Source organism: Streptomyces sp. SS7, assembly GCF_037993025.1.
In the GTDB taxonomy this organism is placed as follows: Bacteria; Actinomycetota; Actinomycetes; order Streptomycetales; family Streptomycetaceae; genus Streptomyces.
In genome coordinates, this window is record NZ_CP141223.1 from 6705636 (window position 1) to 6732206 (window position 26571).

Consider the following 26571-nt stretch of genomic DNA (forward strand, 5'->3'; position numbering starts at 1 on the left):
GGTGACGGGCCTTGGGTGGGGTGTCTCTGTCGCCCAACAAGTTGGTCATCTGTACAAGACGCTTGACTTGCACGGGTGACCGTCTCATTCTGGGCAAACCGAAGTCAACGTTCCGGCAGGAGTTTTTCCGTGGCTCAGACTCGATCGCTCACGCCCGACGGCGCCCGGGCGGCCGCACCCATCGCAGTGGACAATCCGGCCACCGGAGCAGTGGTCGGCCACGTCGCGGACGCGTCGGCGGAGGAGGTGGCGCAAGCGGTCGCGCGAGCCCGACGGGCACAGCCGGGCTGGGCGGCGCTGAGCACCCGAAGCCGTGCGGAATTCTTCACGCGCGGTCGCCACTGGCTGCTGGCTCACCGGCAGGAGATCATCGACTCCGTCGTCGAGGAGAACGGCAAGACCGAAGAGGACGCGATCGTCGAGATCGTCTACTGCGTCAGCGCCTTCGCCCACTGGGCCAAGCGGGCACGGCACTACCTCGCCGACACGAAGATCCGCTCGCTCTCGCCCTTCGTGCTCGGCCGCAGCATGTACACCCGGCGGATCCCCCTGGGTGTCGTCGGAGTCATCGGCCCCTGGAACAACCCGTTGATCAACTCCTTCGGTGACGCCATCCCCGCCCTGGCCGCCGGCAACGCCGTCGTCCTCAAACCCTCCGAGTACACACCGCTGACCGCGCTGCTCATGGAGAGGATGACCCGTGAGTGCGGCTGGCCCAAGGACGTCTTCCAGGTCGTGACCGGAGCCGGCGCCACCGGCCGGGCCCTGGTCGACGCCGCCGACTTCGTGATGTTCACCGGATCCACGAAGACCGGCCGGGCCGTCGCCGCGCGGGCGGGCGAGCGGCTGATCCCGTGCTCACTCGAACTGGGCGGCAAGGACGCCCTGATCGTGCTGGCCGATGCCTCCCTGGAACGGGCGGTGAACGTCACCCTGCACGGCGCTCTGTGCAACGGCGGGCAGATGTGCACCTCGGTGGAGCGCGTCTACGTCGAGGAGCCGGTGTACGACGCGTTCGTCGCCAGGCTGCGGCAGCGGTTCGAGGAGGTCACCTCCGGCAGGCCGGCGGGGCTGGGCAGCACCGACGTGGGCGCCATGACCTTCCCGCCCCAGATGTCGATCGTCGAGGACCACGTCAAGGACGCCGTGAGCCGCGGGGCGCGCGTCCTCGTGGGGGGCCGCGCCGCCCCCGGCCCGGGCCGGTTCTTCGAACCGACGCTCCTCGTCGATGTCGACCACACCATGAAGTGCATGCGTGAGGAGACCTTCGGACCCACGCTGCCGGTGATGAAGGTCGCCAGTGCCGAAGAGGCCGTCCGCCTCGTCAACGACAGCAGCTACGGCCTGCAGGCCTCCGTCATCAGCTCGGACATGAAGCGTGCCCGCCACCTCGCGGAGCGTCTCGAGGCGGGCTGCGTCACCGTCAACGACGCCCAGACCAACTACATGGCCTTCGGTCTGCCCATGGGCGGCTGGAAGGACTCGGGCCTCGGCGTACGGCACGGCGCCGAAGGAATCCGCAAGTACACCCGGCTCCAGGCCGTCAGCGTGAACCGCTTCCCGACCCGCCGCGACCTGCACATGATCCCGTTCGACCCCGCGGCCTACCGGTCCATCCTGCGCCTGGTGGACCTCATGTACGGCAACCGCCCGCGCCGCCGGAGCAAGTGACCGCGCCATCGCCCACCAGATCACGAAAGGCCAGATCCCGATGACCACGACTCCCGCCGCCCCGCACATGTCCGTCGGCGCCATGCCCGAAGGCGTCACCCTGCCGCTGCCCCGGCAGAACCTGGGCGTCGAGGAGGAGCGGCAGGTCCGCAAGCAGGAACTCGCGGCCGCCTTCCGCCTGTTCGCCCGCTTCGGCTTCTCCGAGGGCGTGGCCGGACACATCACGGCCCGCGACCCGGAGAACCCCTCGGCCTTCTGGGTCAACCCCTTCGGGACGGCGTTCAGCCGGATCCGCGTCTCCGACCTGATCCTCGTCGACCACGACGGCAAGCTCCTGGAGGGCAAGCGCCCGGTCAACAACGCCGCGTTCTGCATCCACTCCGAGGTGCACCGGGCCAGGCCGGACGTGGTCGCGGCCGCGCACACCCACTCCCTGCACGGCAAGGCCTTCTCCAGCCTCGGTGTCCCGCTCGAGCCGATCACCCAGGACGCCTGTGCCTTCTTCGAGGACCACGGCATCTACTCCGACTACCGCGGAGTGGTGAACGACACCGAGGAAGGCCGACGGATCGGTGTGGCGCTGGGGGAGGGCAAGGCCGTCGTCCTGCAGAATCACGGGCTGCTCACGGTGGGCGCCTCCGTCGCCGAGGCGGCCTGGTACTTCATCACCATGGAACGCTCCTGCCAGGCCCAGCTGCTGGCCATGGCCGCGGGCGAACCGAAGCTCATCGACCCGGAAACGGCGCGGATGGTGCGGGACCAGATCTCCGGCCCCCTCCCGGGCTGGTTCCAGTTCCGCCCCCTGTGGGACCAGATCACCGAGGAACAGCCCGGCCTGTTCGACTGACATGACGCGCTGCGGCCGGTGTCCCATGAGCGGGCGCTCACCGGCGACGCACCTCACCCGTCCTCGGCGGCGAGGCTCATGAGGTGCTCGCCGGTCAGGCGGAGCACCTCGCGGGTGTTCTCGCTGTCACGGTCGGCCAGCCAGCACAGCGTGACGCCGTCCAGCACCGCGTTGAGGTAGCGGGCCAGGACCGGAAGGGGCACCGTCCACTTGATGCCCGCGCTCTCGGCGGCTTCGGCGAGGAGCTGCTCGTGGACTTCCAGGTAATGCACGTACTGCCGGCGGGCCAGATCCTCGAAGCCCTCCTGGCGCAACGCGTAGTGGGTGAGTTCGTACCCCGCCTGATGCTCTCCCGGGCCGAGCTCCACCCCCTCCCAGAAGGCGTGGAGGCTCCTGGCGATGCGTGCGCCGAGGTCGCCCTCTGCCTCGAAGACGTTCCGGGCCTTGGCCACGCCGCTGTCCGTGATGCGGGTGATGACCTCCTGGAGGAGTTCCTCGCGTGAGGTGAAGCAGTAGTGGAAAACGCCCAGCGGCATCTGCGCCTCGTTGACGACAGCACGGGTCGTGGTCTTGACGACTCCGTCGCGGACCATGACGCGGAACGCCGCGGCGATGAGCTCTTCCCGTCGATCCTTCGCTGCCATGCGAGACATCAGGTCCACCGTTTCATCAAAAGTGACATGCCCGCTCCATGCTAACCGGCGTCTTGGACGATCGACCAAGTATGGTTCCGGTCGTCGGACCCGGAGCGGGCGGCGAGGCGCCTTCTCCAGCCACTCGGCGGGGGTCGCCCCGACGGTTGCCGGATGGGCGGGGCGCGGCCGGGGCTCCAGGGTGGAGGGATGACACGCCGTCCGCGACACGCGGGAACCTCGTGAACGCCGCATCCGCCCCGGCGACGGATGACGCGCCCCTGTCCGCCCGGGAGACGGTCGAGGTGCTGGGCGCATACGTCCGGCCGCACCGGGGGGCGGTCGCCCTCGGTCTGTTGTGCGCCCTGGTCGGGGCCGCCGGGGGGCTGCTGCAGCCGCTGGCCACGAAGGCGCTGGTGGACCGGCTGGCGTCCGGTGAGACCCTCACCGGGATCCTGGTCGCGCTCACCGTGCTGGTGGTGCTGGGCACGGCGGTAGAGGCGTACGGCGCGTACGTGCTGGAGCGGACGGCGGAGTCGGTGGTGCTGGCCGCCCGGCGCACCCTGGTGGGACGGCTGTTGCGGCTGCGGATCGCGGACTGGGAACAGATCCCCCCGGGCGATCTGATGTCCCGGGTCACCTCGGACACGACGCTGCTGCGGGCGGTCAGCACCCAGGCGGTCGTCTCCGCCACCACGGGCGCCGTGGCCTTCGTCATGGCGGTCGGGCTGATGGCGTACCTGGACCTCGTCCTGCTGGGCGTGACGCTCGGGGCGGTCGTGCTGGTCGGCGGGGCCGTAGCGTCCGTGATGCCGGGGATCGCGCGGGCCACCGAGCGGTCGCAGCGAGCGGTCGGTGAGATCTCCGTCGCGCTGGAGCGGGCTCTCGGGGCGTTCCGCACGGTGAAGGCGTCCGGCGCCGAGGAGCGGGAGACCGCCCGGGTGGAGGCGGCGGCGCGGCGGGCGTGGCGGCACGGTGTGAAGAGCGCGAAGTGGCAGGCCGTGGCCGGCTCGGCCGACGAACTCGCCGTACAGCTGGCCTTCCTCGCGGTGCTCGCGGTCGGCGGGGCGCGCGTGGCGTCCGGGGAGATCCCCGTGTCCACCCTCATCGCCTTCCTGCTGTACCTCTTCTACCTGATCGAGCCGGTGTCCAGGCTGGTCGACGCCGTGACCTCGTATCAGGAGGGGGCGGCCGCGATCTCCCGGATCGCGCAGGTGGAACGCCTGGCGACGGAGCCGACGGCCGGGCGCCACGACGCCCCGCCCCGGCAGGGGGCAGCGGCGCCGGGTCCGGCGTCGGTCCGCTTCGAGGACGTGTCGTACCGCTACCGGCCCGGCCTGCCGTACGTCCACCAGCAGGTGAGTTTCGAGGTGCCGGGCGCCGGGACGACGGCCTTCGTGGGCCCCTCCGGCGCGGGCAAGTCGACGGTGTTCGCGCTCGTCGAGCGGTTCTACGAGGCGACCGGCGGCCGGGTCCTGGTCGACGGCAAGGACGTACGGGACTGGTCCCTGTCCGAACTGCGGTCCGCCATCGGGTACGTGGAGCAGGACGCTCCGGTCCTGGCCGGCACCCTCCGGGAGAACCTGGTCCTCGCGGCGCCCAGCGCGACCGACGACGACCTCCACGACGTCCTGGCGCGGGCGAGGCTCGACACCCTCGTCGAGCGCCTGCCCCACGGCCTGGACACCCCGGTCGGACATCGCGGCTCGAAGCTGTCGGGCGGCGAGCGGCAGCGCGTCGCCATCGCCCGCGCCCTGCTGCGGAGGCCCCGGCTGCTGCTGCTGGACGAGGCGACCTCCCAGCTCGACGCCGTCAACGAGCTGGCGCTGCGGGACGTCGTCGCGGACGTGGCCCGCGACACCACCGTGCTGGTCGTGGCCCACCGCCTGTCGACGGTGACGGGCGCCGACCGGATCGTCGTCATGGACGCCGGGCGGGTACGCGCGGTGGGCACCCACGAGGAACTGGTGGCGCGGGACGAGCTGTACGCGCGGCTGGCCGCCACGCAGTTCCTGGCCCCCGCGCGATGACCCACCCGCACGGCGGGCCGCCCGGTGGCCCGGACGGTCAGTCCGCGGCGAGGGGAATCCGCAGCCGCACCCGGTAGCCGCCCTCCGCGGTCGCGCCCGCCTCCAGGGTGCCGTGCAGGATGTCGGCCCGTTCCCGCAATCCGACCAGGCCCTGCTGCGAACCGGGCAGGGACAGGGAAGGACGGGTGGCCGCCGTGTTGGTGACGGTCACCCCGACGTCGTCGCCGTCCTGCCACAGGGTGACGTACGCCGTGGCGCCGGGGGCGTGCTTGCGGACGTTGGTCAGCGCCTCCTGGACCGTGCGGTAGAGGGCGCGTTGCGCGGGTGTGCCCACGGCGGGCGGCAGCTCACCCGACAACTCCGCGTGCGTGCCGCTGGATTCCACCAGGCGGCGCAGGTCGGCCAGGGTGGGCTGGGGCGTCAGCTCGGTGGTGTGGCCGCCGGAGGCGCGCAGCAGCGTGACCATGGTGCGCAGTTCGTCGAGGGTGGTGACGCTCAGCGAACGGATCGTGCGGGCGGCCTCCCTGGCGTCCACGTCCTTGGTGGCGACCTGCAGGGCTCCGGCCCGTACGGCGATCAGGCTGACCTGGTGGGAGACCACGTCGTGCATCTCGCGGGCCAGCTGGGCGCGTTCGCGGGCGAGTACGGCCTGTGCGTGCAGGGTCCGCTCGTGCTCCTTGGCCTCCTCGATCTCGGCCAGCCGCCGCGCCAGGTCCCGTTGCGCCTGGAGGAGCTGGCCGAAGAGGACGGGCGCCGCGGCGGTCGCCAGGCCGTACACGAAGAAGACCAGGGTCATGGTCCGGTCGACCGCGGCCAGCGGCCACGGAGTGCTGCTCGCGACGGCGGCCAGGGCGGCGCACACCGCGAGGAGACGGCGGTCGCGGGAGCGCTCGGCCAGCGTGAACAGCGCCACCAGCGCGGCGACGGAGACATCCTGCATCAGCGCGACGGGCAGGGTGAGCAGGAAGACGGCGAGCGGGGACCTGCGCCGGAAGGCCAGCGCGGCGCAGCCGACCGCGGCCAGCCCCACCCCGAGGCGCGTGTGCTCCCACATGTTCAGCCATGCGTCCACGGCCGCCACCACCACCAGGGCGAGGTCGACGACCGGCGCCGGAACCCGCTGCCGCACGGCGCGTGCCCGGCTCATCGCCCGGCCGTCGACCGCGGGCGTTCGTCGAGCAGTCCGGCTCGCTGTGCCAGCAGCGCGGCCTGCACCCGGCTCGTCACCCGCAGCTTGGTGAGGATCGCACTGACGTGGTCCTTCACCGTGCCGGCGCCCAGGTGGATGCGTGCTCCGACGTCGGCGTTCGACAGCCCCTCCGCCACCAGGACGAGGACGTCGCGCTCCCGCCCGGTGAGCAGCCGGACCCGGGCGGCGTCCTCGTCGACGGCCGCCGCGGTGCCGGGGTGGCTGTGCAGCAGCGTCCGCGACGCCTTGGGGGAGAGCACCACACCGCCCGCGGCCAGGGTGCGCACCAGCTGCGCGAGCTGCTCCGGCTCGGTGTCCTTGAGCAGGAATCCGGCCGCACCGGAGTGCAGCGCGGTCAGGATGTACTCGTCGGCGTCGAACGTCGTCAGCATCGCCACCGCCGGCGGCCCGGGCATCGTACGCAGCTCGCGCAGGACGGTCAGCCCGTCGACGTCCGGCATCCGGATGTCCAGCAGCACCACGTCCGGCCGCTCCCGGCGGACGGTCGCCACGGCCTCGCCGCCGCTCGCGGTCGCGACGACCTCGATGTCCTCGGACGCGCCCAGGATGAGTTCGAAGCCCGAGCGGACCAGTGCCTCGTCGTCCACCACCACTACCCGGATCACGCGCTCCCCGCCTCACCTCGGTCCATGTCGACAGGATCATGCCGACAGGCTCATGCCGTCCGGCCTGTGCCGACTCGACCCTAGAGCCATGCGGAGCCCTCGCGGCGCGGCGAGCGGCGGCTGCCGCCACTCGGCGGGGTGGCTCCCACCGGTCGGCAGGGGCACCGCCGTCTTCCGCCGGATGGTCCAAGATCGGCCCGGTCTCCAGTCTGGAGCATGACACCTCATGCCGATTCCGGGCTGGACCTGCCCCGGTCCGGCCGTCTTCCGCATGTACGCGGTCCATGAGGGCCCCGCCCCCAGGGTCCGCGGCGCCGGCCGTGGGCGACCGGCGTCCGTGGCTGACCGAGGGGGTGAACTCCCCGTCCCCGGGCCGGTCGTCCCTGGCTCCTGTCGCTTCGTGTTCGCCGGCACCACCACGACCGGCCCCGTGGCCTCGGCCGCCGACTTCGTCGACGTCAGGTGGGCGGCCGCCCGGCCGGGAGCGCGGTGGCCGGCTCGCCGGGGCTCACCGGTCACCGCCCACGTCGCCCGGACCACGCTCGGTCCGCTCCGTCCGGGCGTCCCCGAAACGGCTGGTGGAGCGGTGGCGGGCGATCAGCGTGGCCAGGGCGGTGCGCGAGGAGACCCCGGTCTTGCGGAAGGTGCGGGAGACATGGGTCTCGACGGTGCGGCGGCTGACGTAGAGCCGGTCCGCGATGGCCTGGCTGGTGAGCCCCTGCGCCACCAGCTCGGCTATCTCCAGCTCCCGGGCGGTCAGCGTGGCCAGCCGCTCGGCGAGCTCGGCGCGCTCCGGGGAACCGTACGAAGCCTCAGAGCCGCCACCGGGCGGACGGGTGGCGTCGGCGAGGCCGACCAGCATCCCGCTGCCGCCCGCCTCGGCGATCCTGCGCCCCCTGAGCCAGGCGTGCGTGCCGCTGCGGCCGCGGCCCGCCGCCGCGTGAAGCGGGGCGCCGAGCAGCAGGGAGTGGGCTTCCCAGAAGACCGCGCCGCTGCGGGCGCTCTCCGCCGCGGCCTCCGCGAACAGGTCCGCCGCCGCTGCCGTGTCCCCCCGTGCCAGCGGCAGATGGGCGGTGCTGCGCAGGGCGGAGGCCCGCTGCATCGGCAGCCCCAGCTGTTCCGCCTCCTTGCGCGCCCGCTCGGCCCAGCAACGCGCTTCCTCGGCCCCACCCGTCACCAGTGCGGACGTGACCAGGATCTCCAGGTAGAGCGGCCGCATCGAGGCCTGGATCCGCTGCAGTTCGGGGCCGCCCGCCTGGAGCATCGCGTCCCTGGCGCGGACCGGGTCACCGGCCATGAGCGCGGCCCAGCCGAGGATGCACCAGGCCGTGGAGGCCCACCAGCCGACCGCGGTTCCGGCCGCGGCCACCGCCTCCTCGGCGACGGCGAGCGGGCGCCCGTCGCCCGGCGGGCAGGCGGCGACGAGCGCCGCACCCTTGCAGGCGAGGACGAACGCGAGCAACTGGTCGCTGCCGATCCCGCGGGCGATGTCCTCGGCCTGGTCGGCGAGTTCCAGCGCCGAGGAGATCCGGCAGGTCTGGACCCGGACATGGGACAGGCACAGCAGCAGATGGGGCAGGACGTAGAGCTGACCGCTGCGGCGGGCGATGTCGAGGCCGCGCTCGGCGTGCCGCTCCGCGTCCGGGTAGTGCTCCAGGAAGGCCTCCGCCCAGCCGAGCCGGGCCAGCGGTTCGCACAGCGCGGTGAGGTCGTTGTCGGGCAGCGAGTCGACCAGGGCGGCGGCCTGCCGGGCGAGCCGGTGCGCCGCGGTCATGTCGCCCTCGTACGCCTCTCCCAGGGCGGCGACGGCGAGGACGCCCGCCTCCCCGACCTCGTCCCCGGTGGACCGGGCCGCCGCGAGGGCCGCCTCGACCTCGGTGCGTACCCGGGCGTAGGAGAGGGTGCCGTCCTGGGACGCGGCCGAGCCGAGCTCGAGGCCGAGCCGGACGACGTGGGCCGGTGCGGGGCCGCGGGCCAGCTCGCGGCGCAACAGCGCGACGGCCTCGGTGGAGCGCCCCAGATGACGCTCCACCAGCGCGCACAGGACGACCGCGCGCACTCGGAGGTCCTGCTCCGGGTCCTGCGCCTGCTCCCGCTCCGGGTCCCGCTCCCGCTCCCGTTCCGGGTCCCGCGCCTGCTGGCGGTCCTCGCCGGGGGCCGGGACACCGTGTGACCGGTGCGGGGTGGCGATCAGCTCCTGCAGCAGGTCGCGGCTCTCTCGCAGGCCACCGCACGCGGCCAGCGCGCGGGCCCGCCGCAAAGTCAACGCGTTCCGGCGGACGGCGTGTTCGGACGTGTTCGGCAGGTGGCAAAGTGCCACCTCGAGCCAGTGGGCGGAACTCGCCGGAGCCGTCCGGGCGGTGTGTGCGGCGGCCTCGTCGAGCACGGCCACCGCGGCCGGGTCCCACCCGGTCAGCGACTGCTCCACATGGTGGGCCCGCTCGGCGGCCGAGGCGCCGACGCGGGCCAGTTCCCGAGCGGCGAGCCGGTGGATCTCGACGCGCCGCAAGTAGGGCGTGCTCTCGTGGACGAGGGTGCGCACGACCGGATGCCGCAGGGCCAGCAGGCCTTGCGGGCCGGAACGCACCAGGTCCCGCCGGGTGAGGGCGTGGACGTCGTCGCTGAACGCGGTACCGGAGCGGCCGGTCACCCGGCCCACCATCGCCGGTGTGGCGTGCTCGCCCAGAACCGCCACCGCCTCGACGATGCCGCGCAGGGAGGGGGCGAGCCCGGTGAGTTCGTCCAGCAGCAGGGTGCCGAGCCCGGGTGGTGCCGAGGACCCGGGGGGCGTACCCCCACGGCGGGCCTGGAGGAGGGTCAGGAAGTAGAACGGGTTGCCCTCGCTCGCGGCGTACAGCGCGGCGGCCTCGGACGGCGGCAGACCGGGTCCGGCCAGTTCCGCGCAGTCGCGTGCGCTCAGCGGGCGGAGCCCGAGCCTGACGACCGTGCCGGCGTCGAGCCCTCGGGTGAGCCGGGCGGCGAGGGACTCGGGACTCTGGCGGTCGCGCCGGGTCACGGCCAGGACGACGGGGGCGCGCAGGGGATGGCGTATGAGATGGTCCAGCAGCTCCAGCGAGGCGGAATCCGCCCAGTGCAGGTCGTCGAGGGCCAGCAGCAGCCCGGACGGGGCGGCGAGCCGGCCGAGCAGGACGGCGGTGGACCGGTGCAGCCCGAAACGGTCGACCGCGCCGCTCCGCTGCAGCAGGGGCGCCGCCGCCCCGGTCTCCCGGAAGCCGTCCAGGGTGTGCGGGTCGAGGTGCGCGAGCGCGTCGGCGAACACCTGGAACGGCACCTGCCGCTCGTACTCCGTGGCCCTGCCGCGCAGCACCGTCATACCGCGCCGGTGCGCCCGGTCTCAGACCTCGCCGAGCAGCCGGCTCTTGCCGATGCCGGCCTCACCGGTGATGTCGACGAGCCGGGAACAGACGCCGTCCCGGGACTCCCCGCCGCTCGCCGTGGCGCGCGCGTCGCCGGCCGCACGGTCGAGCAGCGCGTCCAACCGGGCCAGCTCGACGGAGCGGCCCAGTAACGGAGCCCGGTACCCGCCGTCCCCAACTCCGCCGCCCGCCACCACAGTTGCCCCCTCCGATTCACGTCACCCCGTACATCATCCTCTCCGCCGGTCGTCGTGCCGACCGCGTCGAGACGGGTGACCTTCGCCATGCGCGGCGTCAGCGCGGGCGGGGGTCGTCGGCGCGGCGATGAGTTTGTCCGGGTCTCCCGGTCTACCTTCCGACCGAAACGTGACCGACGTGACCGACTCACCGGGAGCAGGACATGGGCCTCATTCATATCGAGATGTTCGCGACACTCGACCTGGTCGGGCAGGCGCCCGGGGGGCCGGACGAGGATCCGGAGGGGTTTCCGTTCGGGGGGTGGCAGGCGCCGTTGCTGGACGAGGTCTCGGGGGCGCAGGTCGGGGCGGCGTACGAGGGCACGGACGCCCTTCTGCTGGGCCGGCGGACGTACGACATCTTCGCCGCCTACTGGCCGAAGTACCAGGAGGGCGGCGAGGACAACGAGATCGCCGCGCTGTTCAACCGTGTGCCGAAGTACGTGGCCTCGCGCGGTACCCCCGACCTGTCGTGGGACGGGTCGGTGCAGCTGGGCCCGGACCTGGCCGCCGCGGTGCGGGAGGTCCGTGACCGTCATGAGCACGTGAAGGTCGTCGGGAGTCTGGACCTGGTGCAGACGCTTCTGCGCGAGAGGCTCTTCGACCGGCTCGACCTCTGGGTCCACCCGATCGTGCTCGGCGTCGGGAAGAAGGTGTTCGACGGCGGCGCGGTGCCCACGAGCCTCACCCTTCTCGAACCGCCGGCGGCCGGTGGGAAGGGGACGGTGTATCTGCGGTACGGGCTGGCCGAGGGCACGCCCGCTACGGGGGACATGAGCGCGCCCGATCGGGGAGTGGGGCGCGACGACTGACGCCGCGCCGCGCCGGGGTCGGGGTGCCTCGGATTCACCAAGGGGCTTGTCACCGGCGCGGGCGACGTGCCAATGTCCGGCCATGGTTACGTAACCATGGCCGGTTTACATGGGTCTGAGGGTCCGTTGGCGGACCCCCGTCCCAGCAGTGCCTCGGCTCAGGTGACGAACCCGCACTCCGCCCTCCGCGCTTCCCGTCACTGGAGACGACATGACGAAGACCCTGAAGGGGTCGAGAAAACTGGCCGGTGTGATCATGGCCGGCTTCGGCGCTTCCCTCATGTTCCTGACCGCCCCCGCCCTCGCCCAGCCGGCCGCCACGGCGCCGGCCGCCCCGCACACGTCGGCGAGGCCCGCGGCGAAGGGCGGCACCAGTGACTTCCGCGGCGTGAACTGGGCGGACCCGCGGGACAACTACGCCAGTGACGCCGTGGTGCCCAGCGGGCTGTCGGTGACCGACGACTACCGCACCGTCTACCGCACCACGACCCGTATGGTGCGCGGCTTCAAGAAGAACCTGGGCGCCAACACGCTGCGCCTGCCGGTCAACCCGGCCAGTGTCGGCACCCCCTGGTGGAAGTCGTACCGGGCGACGATCGACGCGGCCACGGCCCACGGCGACAAGGTCATCGTCAGCTACTGGGAGGCGAACACCAGCAAGGACGGCCTGGTCGACGACACGGCCGCCTGGAACACGATGTGGAACACCGTGGTGCGGGCGTACAAGCACAACCCGCGGGTCTACTTCGAGCCGATGAACGAGCCGCACGGCTACACCCTGGACCAGTGGGTGTCCGTCACCAGCGGCTGGCTGGCCCGGCACAAGGACGTGCCGCGCGGCCGCGTCGTGATCAGCGGTACCGGCTACAACGACAACGTCACCGGTGTCGGCGCGGCCCGCGCGCTGAAGGGGACGCTGCTGTCGCTGCACTTCTACGGCTACTGGAACAGCTACACGAAGCAGGCGGACTGGGCCGCCGACCTCGCCTCCCGGATCGGCGACTACGCCGGCCGGACCGTCATCGACGAGGCCGGTGCCCCGATGACCATCGGTCTGAACTACGGCGCCTGGAACGGCAACGTCTACACCTCCTACCTCGCGGCCGTGGCCAACACCGCCCGGAGCAAGGGCATGGGGCTGGTGTACTGGCCGGGGCTGAGGTTCGGCGACGCCTACGCGATCGAGTCGCTGGACTCCGAGGGCAACCTGGTGGACAACAGCACCACCGGGGTCGCGCTGCTGCGCTGGGGCTACGGCTTCGGCACCACCCCGCCCGTCAACGACCTGCCGGCCGCGCCGCCCGGTGAGGTCCTGCGCGGAGTGGGCTCGGGCCGCTGCGTCGACGTGCCCGGCTTCAGCACCACCAACAACACCCAGCTCGACCTGTGGGACTGCAACGACGGCGGCAACCAGTCCTGGAACTGGAACGCCGGCAAACAGCTCACCGTCTACGGCAACAAGTGCATGACGCTGGGGGGCACCGGAGCCACCGCGGGGGACCCCGTGGTCATCGCCGACTGCACCGGCGCGGCGGCACAGCAGTGGAACGTGAACGCGGACCTCACGGTCACCAGCGTTGCGAACCCGGCGCTCTGCCTGGACGCGTCCGGCGCGGGCACCGGCAACGGCACGGCGGTCGACGTCTGGTACTGCAACGGAGGCAGCAACCAGCAGTGGACCAGGAGCTGACGCCGGCACCCCCTCCCGTCGCCCGCTGATCCGCACCGCACGGGCCCGGCCGCGTACCCCTCGGGTACGTCCGCCGGGCCCGTGTGTCATTGCCGGCCCGTCATTGTCGGCCCGTCATTGCCGGCCTGTCATTGCCGCCCGACCGCCGGTGCCGGGGGCGCCGCGGTGCTGGCGCGGACCACCAGCCGGGTCGGGACCAGGGTCTTGTCGATCACGTCGGGACCGGTACGGGCGATCTTGTCCAGCAGCTTCTGCAGGCTGAGCCGGCCGACCGCCGCGAAGTCCTGCCGTACGGTCGTCAGCGGCGGCCAGAAGGCGTGGGCCTCCTCCATGTCGTCGAACCCCACCACGCTGACGTCGTCGGGGATCCGGCGGCCGAGCTCGTGCAGGGCACGCATCACGCCGAGCGCCATGTGGTCGTTGGCGGCGAAGATCGCCGTGACCTCCGGCCTGCGCCCCAGATCCAGGCCGTGCCGGTATCCGGATCTGGTGGTCCAGTCGCCGTACAGCACCGGCGGCGGGTCGATGCCCGCCTCCCGCAGGGTGCGCTGCCAGGACTCCACGCGACGGGTCGCGGAGAACGAGGTCGGGGGACCGGCGATGTGCCACACCCGGCGGTGGCCGAGCTCCAGCAGGTGCTCCGTGGCCTGACGGGCGCCCTGGGCCTGGTCGGTGTCCACCACGGTGTAGCCGGGTCCGGTGTCCGAGTCGACCACCACCATCGGCACCCCCGGCGGGAGGCTGAACTCCGCGTCGTCCAGGAGATGCGCCTCGAAGACGAGGATCACTCCGTCCACGGCCGCCTCGCTGAGCCGGTCGTAGGCACCGGAGACCCGGCCCAGGGTCGGATCGGAGACCGGGATGAGGGTGACGGCGTACTTGGCGCGGGCGGCTTCCTCGGCGATGGCGTCGAGCGTGCGCGTATTGCCGAATGTCCTGAGCGTGAACGTGATGACACCGATCGTGTTGAACCGCCCGCTCTTGAGGGCGCGTGCGGCTCCGTTCGGCCGGTAGCCCAGCGCCCGCATCGACTCCACGACCCGCTGCCTGGTCGCCGGGTCGACGTTGCTGTGGCCGTTGGACACGCGCGAGACCGTCTGCGGTGCGACACCGGCGTGCCGGGCGACATCCGCCATCGACGGCCGGGGTCGTCCGGACACGGGCTTGTCCCCCATCGCCATGATCCCTTGATTCCCCTGCTCCTGGGGGTTTCCCCGGTTCTACGGGCCTGACCCCAGCCTAGGGCCTGCCGTCCGGATCAGGTCGGGCGCAGGGGCCGTCGCCGGCCTCGCCCAGGCCTGTCGGCAGGCCCGTTCGTCGGTCTCCTCGTACCCGGTGAACACCACGCGGTCGAGGCGTCCGGGACGGGCCGCGATCCGGTCCGCGACGGTCCGCAGCGCGACGCGCTCGGCCCGGTCGCCGGCGAAGGGAGAAGGTGCCGCCGGGCCGCGGCAGGCCGTGCGGGACGTCGAAGAGCTCGGGGCGGCGTGGGATGTGCCGGATCGTCAGGAGCGGGACCAGATGGTCGTACCGCTGCGACCAGGGCTCGCCGCGCAGGGTCAGGGCGTCGGCCCGTACGGCGGTGACATGCTCCGACAGCCAGCAGAGGGCGGTCGGTTCCGTGCTCGACTCATGGAGTTCCGGACGCACTTCGACGGCGGTGACCCGGCATCCGTACCGCTCGGCGAGACAGCGGGCCGGCCGGGCGGCCAGGGCGTCGCGGACGTGCCGGAGGTCGTACGGGGCCCTGTCGTCGAGGCGAGGGCCGGGTGGTTCCGTCACGCGGGCATTCCCGGCGTCCGCCCCGGGCCCCGCGGCGGACGCCGCCGGTGACCCGCCCGGGCGGGTGAAGGGGGTGGACGGGACCGGTGCGCCGTCCCGGGGCCTGGAGGCGCGAGGTACCGTCGGTGGCGGTGAGGGCGGTCGGTTCCGGGCCCGCCCGGGGGAGAGGGGTTGGTGGCGATCGGCACGCAGGGCGGCTCCGTCGCGCGGCAGCGCGCGCCCCTGAGCCGGAAGCGGGTGCTGGACACCGCCGTGGCGCTGGCCGACGAGGGCGGGGTCGACGCGCTCAGCATGCGCAGGATCGCGCAGGCGCTCGGTGTCGTGCCCATGGCGCTGTACAAGCACGTCGCCCACAAGAACGAGCTGCTCGACGGCATGATCGACGCGCTGGTCGCCGAGATCGATCCACCGTCCCCCGACGCCGACTGGAAGTCCGCCGTCCGCGGGCGGGTGCTGTCGGCCCGCCGGATGCTGCTGCGCCATCCCTGGGCGCCCGGGGTCATCGAGACGCGCATGAAGGCGCGGGCCACGCCGACGCCCGCCGTCCTCGCGTACCTGGACTCAATGATCGGGATCTTCCGGGCCGGGGGCTTCCCGGTCGACCTGGTGCATCACGCGATGCACGTCATGGGCAGCCGGCTGCTGGGCTTCTCCCAGGAGCTGTTCGAGGACCGGACCGACCGCGTGCCGGAGCCGGACGCGCCGTCGCCCGAGGAGATGGCGACGCGCTATCCCCATCTCACCGAACTGGCCAGGGCGGTCGCCCATGACGAGGAGTCCGTCGTCGGCTCGGGCTGCGACGACCAGTACGAGTTCGAGTTCGCCCTGGATCTGACCCTGGACGGCCTCGAACGGCTCCTGCGCACGGCCTGACGCGAGGCCCCCGTTCACCCCGGTCCCCCCGGCCCACCCGGGTCCACTGCGGTGCCCTCCTCCGCCCTCCGTGCCCCTTGACGGGTGTACGCCGTACACCTACCGTGCCGTGAAGAGGGTGTACGGCGTACACCAGAGGGAGTGGGGGGAGACCGATGAAGGCGATCGTCCAGGAACGGTTCGGCACGCCGGACGTGCTGCGGCTCGTGGAGACCGACCGGCCCGTGGCGGGACCGGGCCAGGTGGTCGTCCGGGTGAGGGCCGCCGCGCTCAACCCGTACGACTGGCACATGCTCCGCGGCGACCCGTACGTGGCCCGGCTGATGGGAGGCGTGGGGCTGACCCGGCCGAAGGAGCGGGTGGCCGGGATCGACGCGGCCGGTGAGGTGGCGGCGATCGGCGCCGGCGTGTCCGGACCGCGGCCCGGCGACGCGGTGCTCGGGTTCTGCCCCGGCGCCTTCGCCGAGTACGCGCGTACCACCCCGGAGCTGGTGGTCCCCAAGCCCGCGGGACTCACCTTCGAGCAGGCCGCCGCCGTCCCCATGGCGGCGGTCACCGCCCTGCGCGGCATCCGGACGGTGGGGCGGGTCAGGGCCGGGCAGCGGGTGCTCGTCAACGGCGCCGCCGGGGGCGTCGGCACGTTCGCCGTCCAGATCGCCGCCGCCCTGGACGCGGAGGTCACCGCGGTGTGCAGCGCCCGCAACGCCGGCCTGGTGCGCTCGCTCGGCGCCGCGCACGTCGTCGACCACGCCCGGGAGGACTTCACCGAACGGCACGGCCCCTACGACGTGATCCTCGACAACGTGGGGAACCACCCGCCGGGACGGCTGCGCCGGGCGCTCACCCCGACCGGGACCCTGGTGGCCAACGGAGGCGGCTCGCCCGGCCGGGTGTTCGGGGCGGTGGGCGCACTGCTGCGGGTCGCGGCCGTCGACGTGGTCGTACGACAGCGGCTGCGGCCGGTCCTTCCGTCGGCACCGGCCGGACCGGTCCACGAGGACCTGCTCGCCGTCACCGCCTTGATCGAGGCGGGTGCGCTCGCACCGGTGGTCGACCGGACCTACGCCCTGGCCGACACCGCCGAGGGGCTGCGCCACGTGGAGCAGGGGCACGCCCGGGGCAAGGCCGTGATCCGCGTGTCCGGGCCGGCGGGGTGATCCGCGGCCACCGGCGCCACGAGCGGAGACCGCGGGGCCGGGCGGGGCAACCGGGACCGCCTCTCGTGGGTCTAGGCAGCGTGACACATCATCAGGTCCGCCGCGCGCAGGAGCCGGCGGGCCCGAGCGTCCCGAAGGGGGAGTCCATGCGTATCCGCTCGGCCGTCGCCGTCGTATCCCTTGCCACCGCCGTGTCCGCCTCGATCGTCCCGGCCGCCGCCGGAGCCGCCGACCGCGCCGCGGCCGGTCCGACGACGTTCACGCACGTCGTCGTCAACGGCGGCAAGGACATCGTGCTCGGCCCCACCACCCGCAGGACCGTCACCCTCACCTGGACGGTGACCGACCCGGAGGGGGTCGCCAAGACCTGGGCCTATCTGTGGCACGGCCCCAACACCGACGACGCCGACGGTCATCTGCCGCACTACCCCCCGTCGGGCACCTGCACCGTCTCGCCCGCCGACCCCGCCACCTCCACCTGCACGCTGTCCTTCGACGTGGACGCCGCGCGCGATCTCCACCGCAACAGCCTGGCCGGCACCTGGAACGTGCTCACCGAGGCGCAGGACACCACCGACGACTGGACGGACGTGGACGTCGCGGCCACGGCGAAGATCAAGCGGAACGCCAAGGTCACGGTCAACGCCTCGCCCGAGCCCGTGCGGAAGGGCCGGACCATCACGGTCACCGGCAAGCTGACCCGCGCCAACTGGGAGACCGGCACCTACGCCGGGTACCGGGGCCAGTCGGTGAAGCTCCAGTTCCGCAAGAAGGGCAGCAGCACGTACACCACCGTGAAGACCGTCACGAGCGGCCGCGGCGGCACCCTGCGGACCACCGTCAAGGCCACGAAGGACGGCTACTTCCGGTACGTGTTCGCGGGCACGGGCACCACCGGACCGTCCACCGCCGCGGGGGACTTCGTCGACGTGCGGTGAGACCCCGGCACGGGCGGGAGCGGGAAGGGGAGCTGGAGCGGGCGGGGGCGTGACCGGTCACACCGTTGGGTAGGCACGCCCCGACCATGGAGAACCGGAGAACCGGGCCCGCCCGGCCCGGACACCGGAAAGGGGACGCCTCGTTGGCCGTCGCAGCCGAGCAGACCGTCCTGTGGTCCCATGACGTCCTCGGGCTGCACGCCGTGGCGGACGCCGCCGGAGCGGTCCGGCTCGGGGCGTCGGGCCAGGACTGGGACCGTCTGGCGCCCCTCGTCGAGGTCACCGTCACCGGGCACGGCCGCACCTGGTCGGGGGAGCGGTTCGTCGACACCACCGTCGGCGGCCGTCTCGCCCACCGGGGCCGTACGACGGTGGCGGACGGCGACCGGGTGACCACCACGATCCGGCTGGCGGACCCGGTGACCGGCCTCGCCGCCGAGATCGCCCTGCGGACCAGCCCGGGCGCCGGCTACCTGCGCGCCCAGGTCCGCCTGGTCAACGAAGGGGACGCCCCGCTCCGGCTGGAAAGCGTGTCGAGCCTGACCCTCGGCGGTCTGCTGCCCCTCGGTGACTCCTCGCCCACGGGCGTTGCCCTGGCCCCCGGCGATCACCCGACCAGTGGTCCGACGCTGCACTGGGCGGACAACGACTGGCTCGCCGAATGCCGTTGGCGGCGGGCACCGTTCCGCGAGCAGGTCGTCCCCCTGAACCGGGCCGCCCACGGCCACGAGGGACGCGGCTGCTTCGAGCGCTCCTCGCAGGGCAGTTGGTCCACGGGCCGGCATCTGCCGCTCGCCGCACTCACCGACCCCGCCGGACGCGCCTGGCTCTGGCAGATCGAGTCCAGCGCGGGCTGGCGCTACGAGACCGGGGAACGCGAAGGCGCCGTCTACGTCGCCCTGTTCGGACCCGACGACGCCCACCACCAGTGGCACGAGACCCTCGGGCCCGGGCAGGAATTCACCACCGTCCCGGCCGTCGTCGTCGGCGCCCGCACCGGAGGCCTGGACGCGGCGTTCGGCGAACTCACCTCCTACCGCCGCCGGACCCGCCGCCCCCACCCCGACCACACGGCGCTCCCGGTCATCTACAACGACTACATGAACACCCTCATGGGCGACCCCACCACCGACAAGCTCCTGCCGCTCGTCGCGGCGGCGGCCGCGGCGGGCGCCGAGGTGTTCGTCGTCGACGCCGGCTGGTACGACGACGACGCCCAGGGCTGGTGGGACGCCGTCGGCGCCTGGGAGGCCTCCCGCAGCCGCTTCCCCGGCGGCATCGGAGAGGTGCTGGACGCCATCACGCGGCACGGCATGACCCCCGGTCTCTGGCTGGAGCCCGAAGTGGTCGGCGTCCGCAGCCCGCTCGCCCGCACCCTGCCGCCCGAGGCCTTCTTCCGCCGGGGCGGGGTCCGGGTCACCGAGCACGGCCGGCACCACCTGGACCTGCGGCACCCCGCCGCCCGGGCCCACCTGGACCAGGTCGTCGACCGGATCGTGGGCGACTGGGGGGTGGGCTATCTGAAGCTCGACTACAACGTCAACATCGGCGCCGGCACCGAGAACGGCACCGAGAGCGCGGGCGCCGGACTGCTCGGGCACCACCGCGCCCACCTCGACTGGCTGGGCTCCCTGATCGACCGCCATCCCGGCCTCGTCCTGGAGAACTGCGCCTCGGGCGGACTCCGTATGGACCACGCACAACTCGCCGTGACCCAGGTGCAGTCCACCAGCGACCAGCAGGACCCCGCCCGCTACCCGCCCATCGCCGCCGCGGCCGCCACCGCGGTCACCCCCGAACAGGCCGCCGTCTGGGCCTACCCCCAGCCGCACTTCACCCCCGACGAGATCGCCTTCACCCTCACCGGGGCACTCCAGGGCCGTATCCATCTGTCCGGCTTCCTCGACCGGATGAGCCCGCGGCAGTCCGCGCTCGTGCGCTCCGCCGTCGCCGCCTACAAGACCCTCCGCCCGGAGATCCCCGCCGGCCTCCCCTTCTGGCCGCTCGGGCTGCCCGCCTGGGAGGACACCTGGCTCGCCGCCGGACTGCGCGGCCCGGCCGGCGCCGCCGACTGGCTCACCGTGTGGCGCCGCGCACCGGCGCCCGGGTCCCCGCGGACGCCCGACGACGGCACCCGCACCCTCCCGGTCCCCCATCTGCGCGGCACCCGCGTCCGCCCCACGGTGCACTACCCGGCCGGCTGCGACGCCACCGCGGCCTGGGACCCCGCCGCCTCCCGCCTCACGGTCACCCTGCCCCGCCCCGGCACCGCCGTCCTGCTGCGTCTGGCCGAGGACGGCTGACGACGGTGTCGACGGCCGCTCCCGGAAGCCGTCCGGAAGCCGTCCGGAAGCGGGCCGGAAGCGGGTGGTGGCTGTCGGGGGAAGCGGTCGGCGATCTTTGCTGGGGGAGTGACCAGCTCAACTCGTGTGCGTCGGCCCGATCGCCGACCGTTCGTCCAGGTCCCGCCGTTCGTCCAGGTCCCGCCGTTCGTCCAGGTCCCGCCGTTCGTCCAGGTCCCGCCCTTCGTCCAGGTCCCGCAGGAAGGCCTCGACCGCCGACAGGTCCGTCCGCTCCAGCTCGTCGGCGCGGATGACCACCCGCAGCTCGGGGGAGACGGCCGGGTCCTCGCGGAGGCTCGCCGTGAAGGTCTCGACGATCAGCAACAGCAGCTGGGTGCGGTCGAGTTCGACGACCCGGGCCAGTCCCGCGCCGATCAGCGGGACGGCCACCGGCTTGAACAGGCCGTGCACCGCGACCGCCGGCCACAGGCGCTCCAGGCTCAGCCGCAGGTCCGCGGGGGCGGAACGGGCGCGCAGATCGTTGCCCAGCCGGGAGTAGGCGAGGGCGAAGACCCGGCGGGCGCCGACGGGGACGGCCACCGCCGTACCGACCGGATAGCGGGTGCGGCGGCCCCGCCGCTTCGCCCGGACGCTCTCCGTGGCCAGCGGGGCGACCTCCTTGAGCCCGCGGCGCAGCCCCTCGTCCAGCAGCCGGTGCCGGCCCTCGAAGAGCCGCTCCACCAACTGGCCCTGCACGCTCTCCCGGCTGATCACGACGTCGTCGGCGGAGGTGTCGAAGGTGTCGGAGAAGCCCACGACCAGATTGGCGTCCTCCTGGTCGAACAGGTCGCCGCGCACCACGACCACGTCCACCCGCAGTCCGCGCAGGGTGTGCCGCAGCAGCTCGCCGCCGTGCCGCTCCCGCAGCCGGGCGTGCAGCCGGGTGAGCGCGGCGGTGGCCTCGGGGTCGTCCGGCCGCTCCCGGGCGGTCTGCTCGGCGACCGGCAGCGCGAGATCGTAGCGGCCCAACGCACTGTGTCCCGCGATCAGTTCACGCAGGGCCGTCTCGCGGAGCTGGGTCAGCCGCCGTACCGCGACGGCGGCGAACGCCTCGTCGTGCGCCTCGGCCAGCGGGCGGCCCCGCCACAGCCGCAGCGCCTCCTCCAGCAGCCGGACGGCGGAGGCCGGCGCCGCCCGCAACGCGCCGCCGACCAGCTGCGTGAACTCGGCGCTGTCCAACTCCTCAGTCGCCAGAACCAGTTGGTAGCTGCTCTCCACTCCGCGCGCGGTCGGCAGCTGCGCGGTGCGGACGATCCGGGCGCCGAGACCGGGACCGGCGAGGTCGAGGGCGCGGCGCAGCTCCAGGATCCGTTTCTGCACCTCGTTGCGGCCGCGCAGGTCCTGGCGGGGCAGTTCGGCGGTCGGCTGCCAGACGTCCCGGTAGAGCCGCCGGGCGGGTACGGCCTCGCCGTCGGCGGCGACCAGCCGCACCAGCAGCCGGGCGGTCAGCGGGGTGAGGTGCGCGTCCTCGCCGTTCACGCGCAGCCGGACGGGGCCCAGGACGCTCACCCGCACGCTCGGTGTCGGGGTTTCCACGCGCCCCGCCCCCTTCACCGCGTGATGGCCCGTCAGCAGAGTAGTCAGCGTATCAAGGCGTTCTGGAGGGATGTATGCGATCGAACCGGGCCGTCCGCGCCGCACCGGAGCGCACGGGTGCGGCTGCCGGGATCACGGCGGGGCAGACGGGTGTTCGCCGCGAGTGTGCTGGTGGCGTTCGGCGCGGTGTCGGCCGTCGTGCAGTTCGTCGGCCAGCTCTTCCCGGACCTCGTCCGGCGTCCGGGCTGGGTGCTGGCCGGCTCCGTGGCGCTGTGCCTGGCCTGGGGGCTGGCGCGGACCCGTCCGCAGTCCGCCGTACGGCAGGAGTTCGCGCGTCCCGGCATGACCGTGGTGGTGGAGGAGGGCGATCTCTTCGACCAGCCCGGCCATCTGGTCGTCGGCTTCACCGATACCTTCGACACCCTCGTGGACGACGGCTTCGTCATCAACGACACCAGTGTCCAGGGGCAGTTGCTGGCCCGCCGCTACGACGGGGACGCCGGACGGCTGGACGCGGAGCTGGCCGCGGCGCTGCACGGGGTGGCCCCGGTGCAGCGGGAACGGGCCCGGGACAAGCCGCGGGGCAAGCGCGACCGGTACCCGATCGGCACCGTCGCCGTCCTCGGCGCCCGGCCGCGCCTGGTCTTCGCGGTCGCTTACAGCAGGATGGGCACCGACTGCGTCGCCTCCTCCAGCGTCCAGGACCTGTGGCTCGGCCTGGACCGGCTCTGGGACGCCGTCCGCCGCCACGGCCAGCTCGAACGCGTCACCATGCCGCTGACCGGGGCGGGCCTCGCCCGGCTGCACGACCTCGACGAGGACAGCCTGCTGCGGCTGATCCTGCTGTCGTTCGTCGTCCACGCCTGGGAGCGGCCGCTCAGCCGGGAGCTGCACGTGGTCGTCCGCCCCGGTGAGCTGGGGCGGATCGACCTGCCGGAGACCGCGGCGTTCCTGGCGGGCCTGGCGGCGAGCGCCCGGCGCCATGTCTGACGCCGGGCGGCGGTACGGGCCCCTCCCCCGGCCGTGGACGACCACCGGGCCCGTACCGCGGTTCACGGGGTGGGCGGTACTCCCCGCCCGGTGCGGCCGTACGCCGCCAGACGGCTGTACGGCCAGGTCTGACGCCAGTCGGAGCCGGTGTCGTTGACCCGGCAGCCGGCACCCTTCAGCCGCTCCACGATCTTGCCCAGGGCGGCCGCCGAGCCGTCGAAGCGGATGACGTTACGGCCCCCGATGTCGGAGACCGGGCGCAGCTCGCCGATCTCCACGATCAGCGTCCGCTCCGGGTAGGCCATCAGCACCATGCCCAGTTCGATCAGCACGTTCGGCCGGGGCTGGCCGGTCGGCTCCGTCTCGTACGGCGGCTCGACCGCGCCCCGCAGCGCCGGGTGCAGCTGGACCACGTCGTCCGGGGTGAGCAGCACCAGCGCGGCCTGCGCCCGCGCGGGGGCACCGGCGACGACCTCGCCGAGGAACGGCGCCGTCTGCCCGGTGGCCCGGACCAGGTCCTCCCACTCCAGCGGACGCAGGTCGAGCAGGCGCAGCAGATCGAACATCTTCATCCGCACCTCCTCGTCCCGCCCGTGCACGACGAAGACGTTGCGGCTGATGTCCGAGGCGGGACCGCCGTCGCCCGCCCCCGTCCCCGTCCCCGCCTCCGTCCCCGGCCGCACCCGCGCGGGTGCGGGGTCCGCGGGGGCCTGCGGGGCGTCGTAGAAGTTCTGCGTCCCGGAGTTGGTGGTGTTGTTGTTCCCGGTCACGAAGTTGTTGCCGTGCCCGAAGTCATTGCCGTGCCCGTAGTCGCTGCGGTGACCGCCGCCGCCCGTCGAGGTGTCGCTCATGCGGTGCCGCCCCCCTGTGCCGCGGCGGGGGCGCGGTGGAAGTTCTGGGTCCCGGAGTTGGCCGTGTTGTTGTCGCCGGTCATGAAGTTGTTGTTGCTCCCGTAGTCGTTGAGGATGTTCGTCTGGCGTGCCTCGTGCTCGGCCAGGTCGATGTTGTGCTCGTGCAGGAAGTCACGGACCACGTGCAGGAGCTGGCGCTCCACGATCTGCGTGTACTTGATCGTGTCCGTCTCCTGGAAGAAGTGCAGGAAGTCCTCGCTGGTGGCCATCTCCCGGATGCTGGTGAGCGCCCCGAGGTCGAGCACGGTGTCCGCGTAGCGGCCGAGGCGGAACTCGCTGGTGTCCAGGGGCAGCGGCACCCGGATCCGGTTCCCGCGGCGCCAGGACAGCCGGCCGGGCAGCAAGGAACCCAGCCGGGTGACGACGGGCCGCACCAGGGCCTCGGGCGCGCCGAGCAGGGTGTCCCAGCCGACGCGGGCCAGCAGCCGGGCGTCCAGGGCGGCGGGCAGCCGGTCCACCAGGTGGAAGTCCGCCTTGATCGGGGCCAGCACGTACGAGTAGAACTCGGTGTGCAGGGTGTTGCCCTTGAGGTCGAAGCCCACGAACGCCGTGGTGACCAGCTCCTGCTGCCAGGAGCCCACCCGCACGCACAGATAGGCGCGTGCGGAGTCGTAGACCTCGTCCCAGCGCCCCTCGCCGTCCGCCGGGGAGGGCCCGGCCGGGCCGCGCCGGGTCGTGACGGCCGTGGTGAACGTGGACCGCTCGACGGCGAGACCCTCGATCCGCTCCGACTCGCGGGCCCGGTCGCGCAGTTCGGCGCTCATCCGGTCGGCGACGTAGGCGGTGATCTCCTCGACGGTGAAGGGGACCACCTCCTTGCGCTGCGGTTCCTGGACGCCCGGTGTCCCCGGGGCCGGCGGGGCGCCCGGCGGCCGGTGACCGTGCTCCACCACCGGAAGCGGTGCGCCGGTCAGCAGTTCGGCGGTCGACCACCGCCGTACCGGCTCGCCCGCGCCGACGAACGGCTTGTATCCGCCGTAGCGGACCAGGGTGCCGTCCGAGGCCTGCTCCCGGTCGATCTTGGACACCAGGTCGGGGGTCAGCCGGGGGTGCCGCGGGTACGCGCCGGTGAATCCGTCACCGCCCCGTCCGAGCCGGCCCACAAGGGCCTGGAGGGTGACGACCCGCCGCAGGTAGGCGGTGACCCAGCACAGCCACAGCGCGGTCAGGAACCCGGTGAACCCGCCCAGGACGCCGGCCCCGGTCAGGACGAGGGTGCCGACGAGACCTGCGCCCAGGACGGCCAGCCGGATCCGCTGCAACCGCCGCGCGGCCAGGGCGTGCGCGAGCACGGGCACCGCGTCGTAGCCGTACGACGGTGCCACCACCCGGAACCGGTGCGTCAGTAACTCCCGGATGACGGAGGCCCGGTAGAGCGGGTCGAGATAGGTGCCCGCGCACAGCAGCCGGGTCGCGTTGCTCGTGGCGTCGTCCGGCGCGCGGCCCGGGGCGGGCCCGGCGACGGAGAGGGTGGTGTCACTGGTCATGGCGTCGCTGCTCCGCTCTGGCCGGTCGGTTCCATCGAGCCGCTCGTGATGACGCCGTCCTCCACGGTGTAGGTACCGCGGTACGTCGTCCGTGTGCCGTCGGTGCCTTCGGCGACGAGGCCGACGGTGACCGTGTCGCCGTCGACGGACTCGACGGTGGGCTCGGCCCGCGCGGTGTCCTGGTAGCCCAGCACGAAGGCCTGGTAGCCGCCGTCCCCGAGGTTCTTGCCGCCGAGTTCCCAGGCGGTCTCGTAGTCCTGCGCGTTGATGGCGTCGTAGTAGGCGAGGACGGTCGCGTCGGGCCCGCCGGTGGGGGTGACGGTCTCGGAGGGGCTGGGGGAGGGCACTCCCTGCCCCGAGTCGTCGTCGGTGCCGGTGTACTCCTCGCTGGGGTACGGCTCGGTCGGGTACGGGTCGCTCGGATACGGCTCGGTGGAGTACTCCTCCTCGCTGGGAGGCGCGTACCAGCCACCCCCCGCCCCGCCGGACACCCCGGACGACCCGGAGGACCCGGACGAACCCGTGTCCGCGGACGCCAGCGAGGGCAGGACGGTGATCAGCAGGATCAGCAGCAGCGGGATCCCGGCGACGATCAGGGCGTACGTCCGTTCCTGGCCGGCGGCGGGTAAGAGGGTCGGCGTCTCGTAGGTGCCGCCCGGTCTGGTGCGGGCGTCGGGATGGATCGGCTGACTCATGGGCCCCTCGCAACTCCCGGCGGGCTGCCGGGTTTTCACTGTTCTCGCGGCACGACCAGAGTCACTCTGCCCGACATCCGTGGGACGCGATCCGCTTTCGCGCTGACGAGATGTGACCAGAAGCCCCGCTTCCCGGACCACCCTTTCCACCTGCCGATCCGCTTCCGATCCGCTTCCGGTGGACGAGGCGGCAGACGGCCCGGTCCACCGGGGGGCCACTCCGAGTCGCAGCGGCACGCGACTCCGCGTCGAAGCGGCAGCCGGCTCCGGCCCGGCTTGCGCGGTGGCGACGCCGGATTCATCGGCCGGCGGGGAGACCGGGCCGCCGACCACCTACAACCTCTCTCGGTCCCGGACGGGTTTGCAGTCCCGCAAGCGCCGGACCCGACCTACGACCCCCGGCCGCGGCGCGGGGTCCTTGAAGGCCTGCCTGCCCTGCGTCGCCCGGCTTGCCCGGAGCACGCGCTGGGCCGGGTCCGCCCAGGTCTCCCTGCCCCGTCAGGCCGGCGTGTCCGGAGCGCGGGGGCCTTGGGCGGGTCCGGCCGGTTCGGTCGGCCTTGCGACGGCCGGCGTGCTCGCAGGGCGCCTTGGGCGGGGTCCGCGAAGGCCCGCCTGCGTCATCACGCCGGGATGCTTGGAGCGCGGGGCCTTGGGCCGGTCCACGAGGGCCCGCCTGCCTCGTGACGCCCGGCTGCCGGAGCACGCGGGCCCTGGGACGGGGTCGCGCACGCCTGTTTGCCCCGGGGTGCC

19 protein-coding genes and 1 pseudogene are annotated in these 26571 nt (G+C 73.2%); 10 read left to right on the forward strand and 10 right to left on the reverse strand.

Going from position 1 to position 26571, the window contains the following annotated elements; genetic code table 11:
- The first annotated feature begins 129 nt into the window (after positions 1 to 129).
- Positions 130 to 1671, forward strand: coding sequence for an aldehyde dehydrogenase family protein (locus U5640_RS30885; protein WP_340379829.1), 1542 nt, complete (start codon positions 130 to 132; stop codon positions 1669 to 1671).
- Positions 1672 to 1711: 40 nt separating this feature from the next.
- Positions 1712 to 2518, forward strand: coding sequence for a class II aldolase/adducin family protein (locus U5640_RS30890; RefSeq protein ID WP_340379831.1), 807 nt, complete (start codon positions 1712 to 1714; stop codon positions 2516 to 2518).
- A 53-nt stretch (positions 2519 to 2571) separates the two neighbouring features.
- Here the strand turns inward: U5640_RS30890 and U5640_RS30895 are convergent, their stop codons facing one another.
- A complete protein-coding gene (locus tag U5640_RS30895) occupies positions 2572 to 3162 on the reverse strand; it encodes a TetR family transcriptional regulator (RefSeq protein WP_340379833.1) in 591 nt (196 codons plus the stop codon).
- A gap of 230 nt (positions 3163 to 3392) precedes the next feature.
- Between U5640_RS30895 and U5640_RS30900 the strand changes: the two genes are divergently transcribed.
- Positions 3393 to 5180 (forward strand): ABC transporter ATP-binding protein, encoded by a 1788-nt coding sequence (locus tag U5640_RS30900; RefSeq protein ID WP_340379835.1) that lies wholly within the window; start codon positions 3393 to 3395, stop codon positions 5178 to 5180.
- A gap of 37 nt (positions 5181 to 5217) precedes the next feature.
- Here the strand turns inward: U5640_RS30900 and U5640_RS30905 are convergent, their stop codons facing one another.
- The 3 genes and pseudogenes from U5640_RS30905 to U5640_RS30915 all read right to left on the reverse strand — a co-directional run bounded on the left by U5640_RS30905 (position 5218) and on the right by U5640_RS30915 (position 10566).
- The gene (locus tag U5640_RS30905; protein WP_340379837.1) at positions 5218 to 6327 is read right to left on the reverse strand and encodes a histidine kinase; all 1110 of its coding nucleotides are present in this window, start codon (positions 6325 to 6327) and stop codon (positions 5218 to 5220) included.
- A complete protein-coding gene (locus U5640_RS30910; protein ID WP_340379839.1) occupies positions 6324 to 6995 on the reverse strand; it encodes a response regulator transcription factor in 672 nt (223 codons plus the stop codon). The genes U5640_RS30905 and U5640_RS30910 overlap by 4 nt, the downstream gene beginning before the upstream one ends.
- A gap of 508 nt (positions 6996 to 7503) precedes the next feature.
- Positions 7504 to 10566 (reverse strand): annotated as a pseudogene (locus tag U5640_RS30915) (AAA family ATPase).
- 206 nt (positions 10567 to 10772) lie between these two features.
- Here U5640_RS30915 and U5640_RS30920 point away from each other — a divergent pair.
- Positions 10773 to 11420, forward strand: a complete 648-nt coding sequence (locus tag U5640_RS30920; RefSeq protein ID WP_340379840.1) for a dihydrofolate reductase family protein — start codon at positions 10773 to 10775, stop codon at positions 11418 to 11420.
- 211 nt (positions 11421 to 11631) lie between these two features.
- Positions 11632 to 13110 (forward strand): ricin-type beta-trefoil lectin domain protein, encoded by a 1479-nt coding sequence (locus U5640_RS30925; protein ID WP_340379842.1) that lies wholly within the window; start codon positions 11632 to 11634, stop codon positions 13108 to 13110.
- A 128-nt stretch (positions 13111 to 13238) separates the two neighbouring features.
- Here the strand turns inward: U5640_RS30925 and U5640_RS30930 are convergent, their stop codons facing one another.
- Positions 13239 to 14291 carry a LacI family DNA-binding transcriptional regulator gene (locus tag U5640_RS30930; RefSeq protein ID WP_340379844.1) on the reverse strand — a complete coding sequence of 351 codons (1053 nt, stop codon included), beginning with the start codon at positions 14289 to 14291 and terminating at the stop codon, positions 13239 to 13241.
- Positions 14292 to 14349: 58 nt separating this feature from the next.
- Positions 14350 to 14892 carry a hypothetical protein gene (locus tag U5640_RS30935; protein ID WP_340379846.1) on the reverse strand — a complete coding sequence of 181 codons (543 nt, stop codon included), beginning with the start codon at positions 14890 to 14892 and terminating at the stop codon, positions 14350 to 14352.
- 174 nt (positions 14893 to 15066) lie between these two features.
- On the opposite strand from U5640_RS30935, the gene U5640_RS30940 reads away from it, so the two are divergent.
- The 4 genes from U5640_RS30940 to U5640_RS30955 all read left to right on the forward strand — a co-directional run bounded on the left by U5640_RS30940 (position 15067) and on the right by U5640_RS30955 (position 20163).
- Entirely contained in the window at positions 15067 to 15765 is a 699-nt protein-coding gene (locus U5640_RS30940; RefSeq protein ID WP_340379848.1) for a TetR/AcrR family transcriptional regulator C-terminal domain-containing protein, read from the forward strand.
- Between the two features lie 155 nt (positions 15766 to 15920).
- Complete coding sequence (locus tag U5640_RS30945) at positions 15921 to 16922, forward strand: NAD(P)-dependent alcohol dehydrogenase (RefSeq protein ID WP_340379850.1); 1002 nt, start codon at positions 15921 to 15923, stop codon at positions 16920 to 16922.
- A 146-nt stretch (positions 16923 to 17068) separates the two neighbouring features.
- The gene (locus U5640_RS30950; protein ID WP_340379852.1) at positions 17069 to 17860 is read left to right on the forward strand and encodes a hypothetical protein; all 792 of its coding nucleotides are present in this window, start codon (positions 17069 to 17071) and stop codon (positions 17858 to 17860) included.
- Positions 17861 to 18003: 143 nt separating this feature from the next.
- The gene (locus U5640_RS30955; RefSeq protein ID WP_340379854.1) at positions 18004 to 20163 is read left to right on the forward strand and encodes an alpha-galactosidase; all 2160 of its coding nucleotides are present in this window, start codon (positions 18004 to 18006) and stop codon (positions 20161 to 20163) included.
- Positions 20164 to 20280: 117 nt separating this feature from the next.
- Here U5640_RS30955 and U5640_RS30960 read toward each other — a convergent pair whose 3' ends face one another.
- On the reverse strand, positions 20281 to 21738 hold the full coding sequence (locus U5640_RS30960) for a macro domain-containing protein (RefSeq protein WP_340379856.1): 1458 nt from the start codon (positions 21736 to 21738) through the stop codon (positions 20281 to 20283).
- A 150-nt stretch (positions 21739 to 21888) separates the two neighbouring features.
- Between U5640_RS30960 and U5640_RS30965 the strand changes: the two genes are divergently transcribed.
- Positions 21889 to 22728 (forward strand): macro domain-containing protein, encoded by an 840-nt coding sequence (locus U5640_RS30965; RefSeq protein ID WP_340379858.1) that lies wholly within the window; start codon positions 21889 to 21891, stop codon positions 22726 to 22728.
- A 62-nt stretch (positions 22729 to 22790) separates the two neighbouring features.
- Here the strand turns inward: U5640_RS30965 and U5640_RS30970 are convergent, their stop codons facing one another.
- From U5640_RS30970 to U5640_RS30980, 3 genes are read right to left on the reverse strand one after another with little or no spacing between them, the layout of a single operon-like run.
- On the reverse strand, positions 22791 to 23579 hold the full coding sequence (locus U5640_RS30970; protein WP_340379860.1) for a TIR domain-containing protein: 789 nt from the start codon (positions 23577 to 23579) through the stop codon (positions 22791 to 22793).
- Positions 23576 to 25126: a hypothetical protein gene (locus U5640_RS30975; protein WP_340379862.1), complete on the reverse strand. Its 1551-nt coding sequence runs from the start codon at positions 25124 to 25126 to the stop codon at positions 23576 to 23578. Before U5640_RS30975 ends, U5640_RS30970 begins: the two co-directional genes overlap by 4 nt.
- Positions 25123 to 25821, reverse strand: a complete 699-nt coding sequence (locus U5640_RS30980) for a hypothetical protein (protein ID WP_340379864.1) — start codon at positions 25819 to 25821, stop codon at positions 25123 to 25125. Before U5640_RS30980 ends, U5640_RS30975 begins: the two co-directional genes overlap by 4 nt.
- Between the last annotated feature and the right edge of the window lie 750 nt (positions 25822 to 26571).